General features: G+C 40.1%; 8 protein-coding genes and 1 pseudogene. 5 read left to right on the forward strand and 4 right to left on the reverse strand.

The window, feature by feature from the left end; all coding sequences use genetic code 11:
• Positions 1-6: 6 nt before the first annotated feature.
• The 5 genes from H7O61_RS05295 to alpB all read left to right on the forward strand — a co-directional run bounded on the left by H7O61_RS05295 (position 7) and on the right by alpB (position 7,476).
• Positions 7-642 (forward strand): restriction endonuclease, encoded by a 636-nt coding sequence (locus H7O61_RS05295; RefSeq protein ID WP_187875357.1) that lies wholly within the window; start codon positions 7-9, stop codon positions 640-642.
• Entirely contained in the window at positions 611-1,771 is a 1,161-nt protein-coding gene (locus H7O61_RS05300; RefSeq protein WP_187875358.1) for an Eco57I restriction-modification methylase domain-containing protein, read from the forward strand. The genes H7O61_RS05295 and H7O61_RS05300 overlap by 32 nt, the downstream gene beginning before the upstream one ends.
• Entirely contained in the window at positions 1,765-3,795 is a 2,031-nt protein-coding gene (locus H7O61_RS05305; protein ID WP_187875359.1) for an ATP-dependent helicase, read from the forward strand. Before H7O61_RS05300 ends, H7O61_RS05305 begins: the two co-directional genes overlap by 7 nt.
• Before the next feature lie 531 nt (positions 3,796-4,326).
• A complete protein-coding gene (alpA, locus tag H7O61_RS05310; RefSeq protein WP_187875360.1) occupies positions 4,327-5,880 on the forward strand; it encodes a Hop family adhesin AlpA in 1,554 nt (517 codons plus the stop codon).
• Positions 5,881-5,901: 21 nt separating this feature from the next.
• Positions 5,902-7,476 (forward strand): Hop family adhesin AlpB, encoded by a 1,575-nt coding sequence (gene alpB / locus H7O61_RS05315; RefSeq protein WP_187875361.1) that lies wholly within the window; start codon positions 5,902-5,904, stop codon positions 7,474-7,476.
• Positions 7,477-8,014: 538 nt separating this feature from the next.
• On the opposite strand, the gene hofG is transcribed toward alpB, so the two are convergent.
• The 4 genes and pseudogenes from hofG to carB form a co-directional block, all read right to left on the reverse strand.
• Positions 8,015-9,559: an outer membrane beta-barrel protein HofG gene (gene hofG, locus H7O61_RS05320; RefSeq protein ID WP_187875362.1), complete on the reverse strand. Its 1,545-nt coding sequence runs from the start codon at positions 9,557-9,559 to the stop codon at positions 8,015-8,017.
• Positions 9,560-9,892: 333 nt separating this feature from the next.
• Positions 9,893-12,302 (reverse strand): annotated as a pseudogene (locus H7O61_RS05325) (TonB-dependent receptor domain-containing protein).
• A 255-nt stretch (positions 12,303-12,557) separates the two neighbouring features.
• Positions 12,558-12,989, reverse strand: a complete 432-nt coding sequence (locus H7O61_RS05330) for a Sua5 YciO YrdC YwlC family protein (protein ID WP_187875363.1) — start codon at positions 12,987-12,989, stop codon at positions 12,558-12,560.
• A 4-nt stretch (positions 12,990-12,993) separates the two neighbouring features.
• Entirely contained in the window at positions 12,994-16,251 is a 3,258-nt protein-coding gene (gene carB, locus H7O61_RS05335; protein ID WP_187875364.1) for a carbamoyl-phosphate synthase large subunit, read from the reverse strand.
• Between the last annotated feature and the right edge of the window lie 24 nt (positions 16,252-16,275).

Raw genomic sequence — 16,275 nt, forward strand, 5'->3', positions numbered from 1 at the left:
GATTTAATGATACCCACACAGCTTAATGAAATTGCAAAATTTTTAAAAACAAACCCTTATAATTTGTCTCAACCCTTACAAGATGGACGCTTAAATCCATCTGTTAATGAAGAAGAAATTTTAAACACCATCAAACATTTTTTTCCTATCCAACTACCAAAAGCCAGAGAGTGGTGGGATTTTAGTTTTGAAGAAAACGATATTTTTTATCCTGTTAATATTAAAATCACCACCACAAAAACCGCTGACAATCTTAATTGTAAATTAGGGATTTATTATGCGTTGTGTGGCTTATTACCGACTTTCAACAACGAAATTGCATGGGAAAAATACTTTCAAAAACTTCATAAAGACTTAGGCAAAAACACCGATAGAGACTATTATTTTTTAATTATCAACAAAAACGATCCTAAAGATATTTTTATCAATTCCTTAAAAGGTATTCAAACCCTCCAACCTAATGGCAATAACTTGCCCTTTCAATGCAAGTGGGATAACAACAGAGAAATCATTCAAAGAGACTTTGATGGGAGTAAAAACTCCATCTTAAGTGCTTTAGCCAAAAGCGTTAAGTTACGAGCTAATATTTATTTAGCATTCAAAAAATTTTTTGGAGGGTTTTTTGTATCAATTAGATATTAAAACTTTAGGGCAGGTTTTTACCCCTAAAAATATAGTGGATTTCATGCTCACTCTCAAACACAATCATGGGAGTGTTTTAGAGCCAAGCGCGGGCGATGGGCGTTTTTTAAAGCGCTTAAAAAAGGCTGTAGGGATTGAAATCGATCCTAAAATCTGCCCTAAAAATGCCCTTTGCATGGACTTTTTTGACTACCCTTTAGAAAATCAATTTGACACCATTATTGGCAACCCTCCCTATGTCAAACACAAGGATATTGCGCCAAGCACCAAAGAAAAACTCAATTACAGCCTTTTTAATGAAAGGAGTAATCTATACTTGTTTTTCATAGAAAAAGCGATCAAGCATTTAAAACCTAAAGGCGAATTGATTTTCATCACCCCAAGGGATTTTTTAAAATCCACTTCCAGCGTGAAATTAAACGAATTGATTTACAAAGAAGGCACGATAACGCATTTTTTTGAATTAGGCGATCAAAAGGTTTTCCCAAACGCCATGCCTAATTGCGTGATTTTTCGTTTTTGTAAGGGCAATTTCAGTAGAATCACCAACGATTGTTTGCAATTCGTGTGCAAAAAAGGCATTTTATATTTCCTCAACCAATCTTACACGCAAAAATTAAGCGAGGTTTTTAAGGTTAAAGTGGGGGCAGTGAGCGGGTGCGATAAGATTTTTAAAAATGAAAAATACGGGAATTTAGAATTTGTCACCTCAATCACGAAAAGAACCAATGTTTTAGAAAAAATGGTTTTTGTCAATAAGCCTAATGATTATTTACTCCAGCATAAAGATAGCTTGATGCAAAGAAAGATCAAAAAATTCAATGAAGCCAACTGGTTTGAATGGGGTAGAATGCATCACATATCCCCTAAAAAACGCATTTATGTCAACACTAAAACGCACCAAAAAAACCCCTTTTTTATCCACCAATGCCCTAATTATGACGGCTCTATTTTAGCGCTATTCCCTTATAACCAAAACTTAGATTTGCAAAACCTCTGCGACAAACTCAACGCTATCAACTGGCAAGAATTAGGCTTTGTGTGCGATGGGCGTTTTTTGTTTTCGCAGCACTCTTTAGAAAACGCTCTTTTGCCTAAAAACTTTTTAAATGAGGATAAAACTTGTTAGAAACTTTGCAATTAAACCCTGAGCAACTAAAAGCGGCCAAGGCTTTGAAAGGGTATAATTTAGTCATTGCAAGCGCTGGCACAGGAAAGACTTCTACGATTGTGGGGCGCATTTTATACCTGCTTGATAACGGCATCAAGCCTGAAGAAATCTTGCTTTTGACTTTCACCAATAAAGCGAGTAATGAAATGATTGCCAGGGTGGCTAAATATTCCAAGTTAAGCTCCAAAATTGAAGCGGGCACTTTCCATGCGGTGGCGTATCGCTATTTAAAAGAGCATTACCCCAATTTAAGCCTAAAGCAACCTAAAGAATTAAAAAAACTTTTAGAAAGCATTGTGGATACTAAAAACGCGCTAACAGATGACGATAAAAAGCCCTACACTTCGCAGCACCTCTACGCTCTCTATTCTCTTTATACCAACGCTCTAAAACAAGAAGATTTTAGTGCATGGCTTTCTCATAAAAACCCTGAACACACGCCATACGCCGCCTTTTATGAAAACATTTTAGACGAATTTGAAAACACCAAAAAAAAGCATAATTATATTGACTATAACGACTTACTGCTGTTATTTAAACAAGCGATGCTAGAAAGACCTAGCCCTTATAAAGAAGTGCTTTGCGATGAGTTTCAAGACACTAACCCCTTACAAGAATCCATTTTAGACGCTATCAACCCTCCCAGTTTGTTTTGCGTGGGCGATTACGATCAGAGCATTTACGCTTTTAATGGAGCGGATATTTCTATCATTTCTAATTTCACTCAAAAATACAAAAACGCCCAGGTTTTCACGCTCACTAAAAACTACCGCTCTTCTAAAGAGATTTTAGATCTCGCTAATCAAGTGATACAACACAACGAGCGCATTTACCCTAAAAATTTAGAAGTGGTGAAATCAGGGCATTTCAATAAGCCCGCGCTTTTAAATTACAACGACAATATCGCGCAATGCCAAGACATCGCTAAACGCATTGTCATGCGAAAGAATTTTAAAGAAGTGGCAGTGATTTTTAGGAATAACGCGAGTGCAGATCAATTAGAAGCCGCTTTAAGATCCCACAATGTGCCAAGCAAAAGAAAAGGGAGCGCGAGCTTTTTTGAATCCAAAGAAGTGGCGTTAGCGTTAGACATTTGCGCGCTCATCTTTAATTCTAAAGACATTATGGCAGCAATCCATGTTTTAAGCCATATCAGCGATATTGGCTCTAACACCGCTAAAGACATTCATGAGGCCTTAATGCTTTTAGGCAATGGCGATCTCAAACTAGCCCTAACCCACCCTAATAAAGAAGCCAAAATTTACACCAAGAAAAAAGAAATCACCTCTATGGGGCTTTTTGAAGAAATTTTTGCTCTAGAAAACAGCTCAAGGTTTAATAGCGTGATAGATAAAGCGTTTCATTCGCACCCGGTGTTGATGCACCCTAAAATCTCACTCAATGGGGCTAAAATGCTTAGCGATTTTTTCATTCTTTATACCAAAGCCCCTACCCATTCCCCTAGCGCTTTAATCAAACACATTATAGAAAGCGCGTTTTTTCAAACCTTTAAAACACGCCTTTTAAAAGAGCGATCCAAAAATAAGGACGGATCTTATAATGAATTTAAAAAACTCCAAGCGCAAAAACGATTCAATGAAAAAATGGACTTATTAAGCTCTTTGGCGAAAAATTACCAAAATTTAGGGCGTTTTTTAAACGGCACTTTAATAGGATCTAGTGAAGCCACGCAAGGCGAGGGCGTGAATCTATTGAGCGTGCATGCTTCTAAAGGCTTAGAGTTTAAAGACGTTTATATTATAGATTTAATGGAGGGCCGTTTCCCTAACCACAAGCTCATGAATACCGGTGGGGGCATTGAAGAAGAAAGGCGGCTTTTTTATGTCGCTATCACTAGGGCTAAGGAAAATTTATGGCTTTCTTATGCGAAAAACGAATTGAGGGAAAACGCCAAACCCAAAGAGCATAAGCCCTCGGTGTTTTTGTATGAAGCGGGGCTTTTGAAACCTGATTTAAAATAAAATTGGTTTTTGTATTGTTTTTTAAAACGCTAGCAAGATTTTAGCTCTAGCTTGCGCTAGAGCCAAAATTTTAGTATAATGGCGTTGTGAGGACCATTAAAACTATGATCACTAATAGTAACTTCATAGTTGGTTATCACCTTTTTGGGGTAACCACCCGCTATTGCCACAAACCCTAACATGCTCCAAATTTTCACAACAAAAGAGATAACTTAAAATCATTATTTGCGTTGGCGTGATTATAGTTTAAAAAACTAAAAATGCCAAAAAGCGTTTTTAAAACCCCAAAATTTAAGGCTAATCCCCCCATGAAATCCTGTTTTTTTTTTTTTTGTAAAAAGCGCTCCAATTATTGTAACTTTATTCCTTTATAAGGGGTCTTTAAGGGGATTTTTAAGGTTAGTTTAATTTTTCTTATGTGAAAATATGACAATTACATCTAACAATTTGTATTACTAAACATTATTTACTGATGTAACTAAATCCCAAATTTAAACTCAATCAAGGAGCATCCCATTGATAAGGAAAATCATGATAAAGAAAAATAGAACGCTGTTTCTTAGTCTAGCCCTTTGCGCTAGCATAAGTTATGCCGAAGATGATGGAGGGTTTTTCACCGTCGGCTATCAGCTTGGGCAAGTCATGCAAGATGTCCAAAACCCAGGCGGCACTAAAAGAGATGAACTCGCAAGAGAGCTTAACGCTGATGTAACAAACAACATTTTAAACAACAACACCGGAGGCAATGTCGCAGGGGCGTTGAGTAACGCTTTCTCCCAATACCTTTATTCGCTTTTAGGGGCGTATCCAGAGAAACTCAATGGTAACGATGTGTCTGCGAACGCTCTTTTAGGGGGTGCGGTAGGCAGTGGGACTTGCGCGGCTGCAGGGACGGCTGGTGGCAATTCTCTTAACACTCAAAGCGCTTGCACCGCTGCGGGCTATTACTGGCTCCCAAGCCTTTCTGATAGGGTTTTAAGCACGATCGGCAGCCAGACTAACTACGGCACGAACACCAATTTCCCCAACATGCAACAACAGCTCACCTACTTGAATGCGGCGAATGTGTTTTTTAATGCGATGAATAAAGCTTTAGAGGCCAAAAATGGGACTAGTGGAGCTAGTGGTGCGACAGGTCAAAATGGTCAAACTTACTCTCAACAAGCTATTGCTTACCTTCAAGGCCAACAAAATATTCTCAATAACGCAGCTAACTTGCTCAAGCAAGATGAATTGCTTTTAGAAGCTTTCAACTCTGCCGTAGCTGCTAACATTGGGAATAAGGAATTCAATTCAGCCGTTTTTACAGGTTTGGTGCAAGGCATTATTGATCAATCTCAATCGGTTTATAACGAACTCAATACAAACCCCATTAGTGGGAGCGCATTTAATAGCGCTACAAATGACACACTAACTAACCAAGCTAACGCTGTGCAAGGGCGCGCTAATCAGCTCTCTAACGCTCTTTATAACGCGCAAGTAACTTTGGATAAAATCAATGCGCTCAACAATCAGGTTAGAAGCATGCCTTACTTGCCCCAATTCAGAGCCGGTAACAGCCGTTCAACGAATATTTTAAACGGGTTTTACACTAAAGTGGGCTATAAGCAATTCTTCGGGAAGAAAAGGAATATCGGTTTGCGCTATTATGGTTTCTTTTCTTATAACGGAGCGAGCGTGGGCTTTAGATCCACTCAAAATAATGTAGGGTTATACACTTATGGGGTGGGGACTGATGTGTTGTATAACATCTTTAGCCGCTCCTATCAAAACCGCTCTGTGGATATGGGCTTTTTTAGCGGTATCCAATTAGCCGGCGAGACCGTCCAATCCACGCTCAGAGATGACCCCAATGTGAAATTGCATGGCAAAATCAATAACACGCACTTCCAGTTCCTCTTTGACTTCGGTATGAGGATGAACTTCGGTAAGTTGGACGGGAAATCCAACCGCCACAACCAGCACACGGTGGAATTTGGCGTAGTGGTGCCTACGATTTATAACACTTATTACAAATCAGCAGGGACTACCGTGAAGTATTTCCGTCCTTATAGCGTTTATTGGTCTTATGGGTATTCATTCTAAGAAAGGGGGGAAGAGACAAATATGAAACAAAATTTAAAGCCATTTAAAATGATTAAGGAAAATTTAATGACACAATCTCAAAAAGTAAGATTCTTAGCCCCTTTAAGCCTAGCGTTAAGTTTGAGCTTCAATCAAGTGGGCGCTGAAGAAGATGGGGGCTTTATGACCTTTGGGTATGAATTAGGTCAGGTAGTCCAACAAGTGAAAAACCCGGGTAAAATCAAAGCCGAAGAATTAGCCGGCTTGTTAAACTCTACCACGACAAACAACACCAATATCAATATTGCAGGCACAGGAGGCAATGTCGCCGGGACTTTAGGCAACCTCTTTATGAACCAACTAGGCAATTTGATTGATTTGTATCCTACTTTGAATACTAGTAGTATTCATCAATGTAATAGTGGTAGCACTGGCGCTACTGCTGCTGCTACTAGTAGTTCTCCTTGTTTCCAAGGTAACCTGAGTCTTTATAACGAAATGGTTAGCTCTATCAAAACTTTGAGTCAAGATCTCAAAAACAATATCTTTCAAGGCAACAACAACACCACGAGCGCGAACCTCTCCAACCAGCTCAGTGAGCTTAACACCGCCAGCGTTTATTTGACTTACATGAACTCATTCTTAAACGCCAATAACCAAGCGGGTGGGATTTTTCAAAACAACACTAGTAAAAATTATGGAAGTGGTGTTACCGCTCAACAAATCGCTTATGTCCTAAAGCAAGCTTCAATCACTATGGGGCCAAGCGGTAATGGTGGGGCTGCGGGAGCGTTTTTAGACGCCGCTTTAGCGCAGCATGTTTTCAACTCTGCTAACGCTGGGAATGATTTGAGCGCTAAGGAATTCACTAGCTTGGTGCAAAATATCGTCAATACTTCTCAAAACGCTTTAACGCTAGCCAACAACGCTAACATCAGCAATTCAACAGGCTATCAAGTGAGCTATGGCGGGAATATTGATCAAGCGCGCTCTACCCAGCTATTAAACAACACCACAAACACTTTGGCTAAAGTTACCGCTTTGAATAACGAGCTTAAAGCTAACCCATGGCTTGGGAATTTCGCTGCCGGTAACAGCTCTCAAGTGAATGCGTTTAACGGGTTTATCACTAAAATCGGTTATAAGCAATTCTTTGGAGAAAACAAGAATGTGGGCTTACGCTACTACGGCTTCTTCAGCTATAACGGCGCAGGCGTGGGTAATGGCCCTACTTACAATCAAGTCAATTTGCTCACTTATGGGGTGGGGACTGATGTGCTTTACAATGTGTTTAGCCGCTCTTTTGGTAGCCGAAGTCTTAATGCGGGCTTCTTTGGGGGGATCCAACTCGCAGGGGATACTTACATCAGCACGCTAAGAAATAGCCCTCAGCTTGCGAGCAGACCTACAGCGACAAAATTCCAATTCTTGTTTGATGTGGGGCTACGCATGAACTTTGGTATCTTGAAAAAAGACTTGAAAAGCCATAACCAGCATTCTATAGAAATCGGTGTACAAATCCCTACGATTTACAACACTTATTATAAAGCTGGCGGTGCTGAAGTGAAATACTTCCGCCCTTATAGCGTGTATTGGGTCTATGGCTACGCTTTCTAAAAAAGCTCAAGGCCTTTTATAGGCTTTGAACGAACCCTTTAAACCCCCCATTAAAACAACCCCAAAATCCTTATCAAATAGTCAAATTAACCCCCCTAAAAATGCTTTATGAACGCTTTATTAAAAGCTTGCTTTAAGCGCTTCAAAGTTTTTTATTTTGTGAAGCAATCAAACGCTAAAGGCGTTCCCCTAACCCAAGAAAACCGCTTTTAAAACCCCCCAAGCAGAAATCCTAAACATCTTTAGCGTTTAGAATGAATGCCGCTAATTTGTTATAATACTATCATACATTTATCTAGCACAGGAAGCGCGCAAAGTTACGCCTTTATAGATATGGTGCGTGAGAGCTTTAGGGAATGCGTTGGAGATCAAGCTCTGTAAAATCCATTAGGGACACAGAACAAGAACCAAACTCTCCCCCAACACTAGGAAGCCCAATCGCTAAAGCGGTTGGGTGCTTTTAAAAAACTAGCTTTGCGCAAAGTCTTTTATACTCAGATTTAAAAAATGCCTTGGAGTGTTTTTAACTTATTGGAAATCAAAACTTCAGCGTGAGGTTGGTCATCATGTAACTTCTGTCTTGGTAATTAGCGCTAAAATCGCCATCCGGGTTATTGAATTTGGGCGCTCCAAAATACCCCGCTTGATAGCCTTTATTGATCCTAGCCCCATAATAAGTGATCCTAAAGTTAAGAAGGATTGATTCAGTGAATGCATAGCTCGCATTGAATTGCAAGGAGTATTCATTAGCCCTCCCCACTTGCCCTAACGCATTCTTATTCGCATGAGAGACGCGCCCAAAAACATGCCACGCGAAACGCTTATGAATCCCTCCAACCGAAGTGTAAAAAGTGAAAGTGTTCGCGTTAGTGATCGCATCAGCCAGCCCATCATAAGCCGTATTATCCCAAAAATCATAGCCAATCATTCCGGCATGCCTAGTCGTTACTGAGATTTCATTACTGATATAGGAAGTGTTATTCCCCCTTGGCATCGTGTGAGAGCCTAAAAAAGCGTCTGAATTGCCAAAGGTGTTATAAAAGCCAATGGACCAGTTGAAATTATCCCACCAAAAAACCTGGCGGATATTCAAAGTAACGCCATTCCTCCCCAACAAAGAGCCATGAGGCGTGCTGTCTTCTAAACTATAAGTGTTTGTCTCTGGGTTATACCACCCCCTATAATATAAGGGAAAGGTTGTCATGATCATGCTTTGAGAGCGAAAGCCTACGTTTTCAAAATTCCTATTCGTGTCATAGACCAGTTTAAAACCAGGAGCGTTATAAGTCTTAGGCGCAAAATAATAAAAAAATTGAGCGTCTAATCCTTTATAAGAATAAGTCGTGGTGATCCCATGCCAACCATAATTGATGAAATCGTTGCTGTTATTAGGGTTGCCTCCCTTTTTCAAATAAGGCACGGTCGCAAAAAACTCATAAATCCAAGAGTTAAACGCCAAACCTCTCCCAAAAGAGCTCCACCACCAAAACCTTAATTTTTGCGTCTCAGTCTTATAGGGCTGATAATACACTTCCCACCCTTGATTCGAACCACTCATGAAATCAATATTCGCTTCATAACGCCCCGCTTTAAACCCAAAAACATCTTTGTAATCGTATCGTAAAAAAGCGGTATCCACCACATAAGGCCTTGCATGATAGCTCGCCGATTGGGAAGTCCCCGCATAAGCAGGGCCAAGATACTTGTTAAAAAAGTATCCATGATAGCCCCCAATGAAATTCTCCACGATTGAGCCAAAAACCTTCCCGTTAGCTTGGTTAATATAATACTTAGTCTTATCGTAAGGAATGGCTGCAATCGCCCCACCCAAAGAAACAGAAAGCCTGTGGTTTTCGGTGCCTTTAGGGAGTAAATTGACTTTGACTTGAGCTAAAGTAACAATATCTATAAAACTTTCAGTAGGATAAATCCCTTTTTTAGTATTGATTTGAGAATTGTTAAAACCAATCTTAGAAAAGTTCTCCACACGACCACTAAACCGATAATCAAAAGCTTCTACAGGACACAATAAAAACGATAAAAGCGATAAAGAAGAAGTCAGAAAATACTTCTCTTGTCTCATTAAATTCTCCCTAATCTTAATGGTATGATCTTTTTTGTTGAGATTATAATTATAATCAAAAAAAAAAAAAAAAAACAGCATAAAGTTAAAATGTTAATTAAAATCCACAACCTTATTTTACAAAAAATAACCCTTTATTGTAAATTGGTTTAAAATTAAAGGATTAAAATCATATATTTGTTACTTTTAAAGAATTCGTTATTTTTGATTGGACTCATTACGCATGAAATTCTCGCTTCTTTTAACCCTCCTTTTTTGTTTTTACGCGAGCGTTTTTATTTCTTCACTTTTTTAACCGCTTGAAAGAAAATAGCCCCCCCACGCGCTCAAATTTTAAAACTTATAAGAAATTTCAAACCTAGCGTTAAAGCCAGGCTCTGCCATGCCCCTTGCGTATTTGTCTTGATTGGGTTCATCAGGGCTCATCACCGGGCTGGCTTGATCAATATATTGTTGGTTAAAAACATTGTTAAACACCGCATTCAGGCTCAACCCTTTGAGTTTTTTATAAGTAGGCTTGTAAGTGATAAAGAAACTGCTCACCCCATAACCCGGCTTATGCACATGAAAAATCCCGGGCGTTTTAGGGCAACCGCTAGGCCGTCTGTCAATATCCGTAGGGCCGTTACGATAAGGGCTATAAGAGCAATAGCTCAAATCCGTAACAAAGCGTGAAAGCCAAGTGATGCTAAGGCCTGTGCGTGGGATTGTATAGCTTGCCGTTAAAATAAACACATTGCCGGTCGTAGCCGCCAGTTCATACACATCAGCGATCAAACGCCCTTTTAAAGAAGGCCATGATCGCGCCACGCTCAAGCCTAAAGAAAAGCCCTTGTATTTAGCTGTCCCTGAAACTTCATAACCCGGCACATAAATAATATCTTGTGCGGGCAAGTTGGTTACAAAAAGCGTTGAAGAAAATTGATTGATGTAATTAGAAATCAATTGGACAAAACCGGCAGCCCTAAAATCAAAATACTGACTGCTGTATTCGGTGTTAAATTCCGCATTTTGCCCAATTTCTGGCTTTAAATTGCGGTTATAGCGCAAATTATCTTGACGCATCCACACCAAACCTCCAGGCATAGGGCCTCTGGTTACATACGCATAAGAAAGCCTGAAATTCAAATTTTCTAAAGGCGAGACGTTTAAAGCCGCGCTAGGGCTAAACCCTTGAGTTATGTGCAATTGCCAGTCTTTATCCACTAAAGTATAGACATCATAACGAGTCCCTGCCCCCAAAGTTACCATAGGATGCAAGGTGTAATTCGCTTGCGCATACACCCCAACCACATTCGCCGTAGCGCCATTCCGTTGGCAGCGCCCGTTCATGTTAGGATCATCAGGGCTTGTAACCCTTAAGCATGCGTCAGGGGCATCGCCGGGCTTGACTAATTCGCTATTAGGGATCGCTTTATCAAAAGTGGTTAAGTTTTGGTAATTCAACCCGTATTCCAAAAGATTGTCATTTTTATGATCTATGGTGTGGATCACGTTCGCATTAAACCCAGAATTGATGATGAATAAATTTTTATTAGCCACCACAGAACCCCCTCCAAGGCTTTTAAAAGTGATGGAGCAAGTTTGTTTAAGAGCGTCATAAATACCCCCTTGCACCACGCATTGATTTTCTTCGCCAAGTTCTGGGTTTGGGGTGAAAGGAATGACAGTCGCTATATCGTTAGGCCTAAAAAGCGGATCAATTTGGACATTCCTAATGCTTGTATAACCATTAATTTTTAATTTAGGATCACCAAAACGACTCCCCCCTTCTCTTTCATAGTTCAAACTCACATTATGCACCAAATTGACGCTATAAGTTTTAAACAAACTAGCGTCATTTTCAAACAAGCAATCGCTAGGGTTTTTCTCGTTAGGGAAAGCGTTAAAATCACCGCAAGAATAGGGTAAAAAAGTGCCTGTAAAATTCGCTCTTAAAGGGCGATTAGCGTTATCTCTGGTCATGTTATAACTGAGCGTTAAAATATCCCTTTCGCTCAAATAACCATTGATCTTAGCCATCACATTGTTTTGCTCGCTAGGGCTTGCTGTAACTTTATTCTCCGCTTTAGGGTCAAAAAGATTTTTCATCGCATTATCCCCATCACGATAATAGAAAATATTTTGGTGCGTGTAATACAAAAGCGCATCAAAATGATGGTTACGATAAGCGCCCATCACGGTTTCTCGATCCCCAAAGTTGGTTAAAAAAGTGGCAGCCCCACTTATGGCGTAGTCTTTACCTTTAGGGATAAAATCGCTCGCGCTTTTAGTCTCCATTTTGATCGCGCCAATCAAAGCCATAGGCCCAGCGCTCGCTTGAGCCGCCCCCTTAGTAACCACCACGCTTTTGAGCATTCCAGGGTCAATAATCGTATTGCCTTGATGCCCATAGCTTGCGCCCATTTGCGCCGCGCCATCCACCGTAACCCTAGCCAATCTGTCTTCAATACCGCGCACGTAAATTTTTTGCGCTATCACCGCGCCACCGCTCGCTGATTTGGTTGGCTTGCCTTCTTTCTAATTCCTTACTTGAAATGGTTGTCTGGTTGTTGTAATTAAAGATTTTAGCCGCTTGAGTGGTAACCTTACCCAGAGTGTGTTGGGCGTTCTTTTCTTTATCTTTTTTCCTTTCTGTCTTTTTTTCTTCTTTTTCTTCTTCTTTAGCCTCTAATTCAAACGTTCCTAATAAGGACAAAAAAATAGAAAAACTACAATATTTTCTAAAACGCTTGTCATTCATTCTTAAAATCCTAAATATAGTAATTATTGTTTTTGAAAAATAAGATTGTTATTATAACTAAAAAAATATTATTTTTAGAGAAAGATTTTTCTCGGTTACTTTATTTTATGATATAAAAATTCATTTCCTTAAGGGGATAGGGGGGCATTTTGCGATAATGTCCCCTTAACCCCCTTAAAAACCCCCTAACCCAAGAAGACCGCTTTTTTCAAGAGGTTATCGCTTGATTAAAATCAAGCTTTTTTATTTATATTTTTATCTTATTCTCACTTTTTTATGTTTATAGAGCCTGAATATTTTAGAGCTAGAGCTTTCAAACAAACCCCTTTCATCGCTCACGATGACATCTGCGAGGTTGGAAGCGATTTCTTTATCATAAGCGCATTGGGTGAGGTTGGCTGAGGTGCTATAGAGCGTTTTAAAACGCTTTAAAAAATCCCCATGCCTGCCTTTAACCACACGAACGGCTTTAAAATTAGGGTAAATAAAAGTGGTTTTAGCGCTTCTTCTAATGAGGTTTTTAAACGCGTTGGGCGCGCGCACCAGGCTTTTTAAAGTGGTAAAATCAACGCTTTCTATTAAAACGCTTTGGTTTTTAGGGCGGCCTTTTAAGGCGTTGAGTTTTTCGCTGTCTTTAGAGAGTAGCCCGATAGTGGTATCGCTCTGAGCTAAATACACTAGTGCCATCAAATTACTTCAAATAATCTTGTAAAGCTAACAACTCGTCTTTTTGAGAGCTTTCTTCTAACGCTAAAAGTAAGACTTCTATCGCGCTTAAAGTCGTGAAATAACTCACATGGTTTTTAAGCACAGAAGCGCGAATGAGTTTGGCGTCATCTTGAGATTTGTGATCGCTGGTGTTGATAGCCATACTGATTTCCCCATTCATCATTAAATCCATGATGTTGGGGCGGCCTTCAGAGATTTTAAGCACTTTTAAAGACTTCACCCCAGCTTTTTCTAAAGCCTTATGCGTGCCTTCTGTAGCGCACAATTCAAAGCCCAACTCAACCAATCGCTTCATTAAAACGCATGCTTCTTCTTTATCCTTATCTTTAATAGAGACAAAAATAAGCCCCTTGTTTTTAATGGGGTTAAAGCAAGCCGTTTGAGCCTTAAAAAATGCAAGCCCTAAAGATCTAGCAATCCCCATGACTTCGCCGGTGCTTTTCATCTCAGGCCCTAAAATCAAATCCGATCCATAAAGCTTATTAAAAGGGAAAACCGCTTCTTTTAAAGCCACAAAATGAGACATTTTAGGCTTATAAACGCCTTTAGAATATTCTACGATATTTTTTTTATCATAAAACTTCAAGGCTTCTTTCAAATCTTCTAACACCATAACCCTAGTCGCCACTTTCGCTAAAGGAACGCCTAAAGCCTTGCTTAAAAAAGGCACGGTCCTACTGGCTCTGGGATTGACTTCAATCAAATACAACGAATTTTGATACACAGCAAATTGGATATTCAATAGCCCCACTACGCCTAAATGCAGAGCGATTTTCGCGCTCACTCGCTCAATTTCATCTAAAATTTCAGGGTTTAAATTGGAAGGGATAAAGCATGCCGAATCGCCTGAATGGATACCCGCCTCTTCAATATGCTGTAAAATGCCAGCAATATAAACCTCTTTTTTGTCGCAAATGGCATCCACATCTAATTCCACCGCTTTTTCTAAAAACTTATCAATAAGGAGCGGATTTTTAGGGCTAATCTCTAAAGAATGCGTAACGCTTTCCAAATAATGACGCAGTTCTTCAATATTTTCTAAAATTTGCATGTGTTGCCCGCCTAGCACATAACTAGGACGCACAATGATAGGGAAACCAATCACGTTAGCGATACTATAAGCTTCATCAACGCTTTTAGCCATGCCGTTTTCAGGCTGCTTAATGTCAAACTCTTTTAAAAAGAGGGAAAACTTTTCTCTGTCTTCTGCAATGTCAATCACTTTAAAAGGCGTGCCAATAATGGGGGCTTGCATTTTGGCTAAATCTTTAGCGAGTTTTAAAGGGGTTTGTCCTCCAAAATGCACGATAATGCCATCCATTCGCTCCCTTTGAATGATGCTTTTCACGCATTCAAAATGAATGGGTTCAAAATAGAGCGCATCACTCGTGTCATAATCCGTGCTTACGGTTTCTGGATTGCAATTGAGCATGACGCTTTTAATGTTCAAATCTTTTAAAGCAAAGCTCGCATGCACGCAACAATAATCAAATTCAATGCCTTGACCGATGCGGTTAGGCCCAGAGCCTATGATTAGGATTTTCTTTTCTTGTTTTTCTTGTTTGTTTTCAATAGGGGGCAAAGGATTGGGGGCATAGGTGGAATACAAATAAGGCGTGAGCGATAAAAACTCCGCCGCGCAAGTGTCCACTTCTTCAAAATTGGGCGCGATTTGTAAATTAGATCTAGCTAATTCCACTTCAAAAGGGCTGACCTCTAAATTTTCATTTTCTTTGATTTTAGCGGCAATCCTAGCATCGCTAAAGCCTAAATTTTTAAGCCCTCTTAATTTTTTGGCGTCCGTTAAAACGCTAGAATTGATACCCTCTTCTGCTTTGACTAGTTTTTGAATTTGAGATAAAAACCACCTGTCAATCTGGCATAATTCAAACACTTCATCTACAGAAACGCTGAGCCTGAACGCATCAGCGATATAGAGCAAGCGCTTGGGATTGGGCCGGCGGATTTCCTTTTTTATCGCCTCTAAATCTTTGCTTAACGATTCAAACCCTAGCCAATTGTTTTCCAAAGAGCATAACGCTTTTTGTAAGGCTTCTAAGAAATTCCCCCCTATCGCCATCACTTCGCCAATGCTTTTCATGGAAGTCCCTAAAGTGCTAGAAACACCGGCAAATTTTTCAAACGCAAAGCGAGGGATTTTCACCACGATATAATCCAAACTGGGCTCAAAACTCGCCGGGGTGTTGGTAATATCGTTTTTAATTTCATCTAAGCTAAAACCCACCGCAAGCATGGTGGCCACTTTTGCAATGGGAAAACCGGTCGCTTTTGACGCTAGCGCGGAGCTGCGGCTCACTCGTGGGTTCATTTCAATCACAACCATTCTTAAAGTCTCTGGATGGATCGCAAATTGCACATTACTCCCGCCCGTATCCACGCCAATTTCTCTCAAAATCGCAAAGCTCGCATCGCGCATGCGTTGGTATTCTTTATCGGTTAAGGTGAGACTTGGAGCGATCGTGATGCTATCGCCGGTATGAACGCCCATAGGATCAATGTTTTCAATACAGCACACAATAATACAATTATCCTTGCTGTCTCGTATGACTTCCATTTCATATTCTTTCCAACCTAGCAAGGACTCTTCAATCAAAATTTCATTAATGGGCGAAGCGTCTAGGGCGTTTTTAACCAATTCTTGAAACTCTTCAATATTATAAGCGACCCCACTCCCTCCCCCAGCCAGCGTGAAACTCGCTCTAATGATGGCTGGAAAGCCAATTTCACTAATGGCTTCTAGGGCTTCTAACTCGCTATAAGCGTAACGCCCTTTAGGCAAATCCATTCCGATTTTTAACATCGCTTCTTTGAAAGCCTGCCTGTCTTCGCCTTTTTTAATCGCTTCAATCTTAGCCCCCAAAAGCTCCACGCCTTCTAACATGCCCCTTTGGTGCATTTGCATGACCGCATTCAAAGCGGTTTGCCCGCCCATTGTGGGTAAAATAGCGTCAATCTTTTCTTTTTCAATGATAGCGGCGATATTTTCTGGAGTGATGGGTTGGATATAGGTTTGATGAGAAAATTCAGGGTCAGTCATCACGGTGGCTGGGTTAGAATTGATTAAGATCACTCTATAACCTAAAGATTTTAAGGTTTTACAACTTTGAGTCCCTGAATAGTCAAACTCACAAGCTTGCCCGATCACAATAGGGCCTGAGCCTATCAGTAGAATGTTGGAAATATCGGTGCGTTTAGGCATAACCAATCCTTAAAGAAAGAATAT

The organism is Helicobacter pylori (assembly GCF_014496965.1).
In the GTDB taxonomy this organism is placed as follows: domain Bacteria; phylum Campylobacterota; class Campylobacteria; order Campylobacterales; family Helicobacteraceae; genus Helicobacter; species Helicobacter pylori_CZ.

Excerpts from the sequence above, each read along its gene's own strand:
- hofG (WP_187875362.1), bottom strand. The coding sequence starts at position 9,559 with ATGAGACAAGAGAAGTATTTTCTGACTTCTTCTTTATCGCTTTTATCG.
- H7O61_RS05330 (WP_187875363.1), bottom strand. The coding sequence starts at position 12,989 with ATGGCACTAGTGTATTTAGCTCAGAGCGATACCACTATCGGGCTACTC.
- alpA (WP_187875360.1), top strand. The coding sequence starts at position 4,327 with ATGATAAAGAAAAATAGAACGCTGTTTCTTAGTCTAGCCCTTTGCGCT.
- H7O61_RS05295 (WP_187875357.1), top strand. The coding sequence starts at position 7 with ATGATACCCACACAGCTTAATGAAATTGCAAAATTTTTAAAAACAAAC.
- carB (WP_187875364.1), bottom strand. The coding sequence starts at position 16,251 with ATGCCTAAACGCACCGATATTTCCAACATTCTACTGATAGGCTCAGGC.
- alpB (WP_187875361.1), top strand. The coding sequence starts at position 5,902 with ATGAAACAAAATTTAAAGCCATTTAAAATGATTAAGGAAAATTTAATG.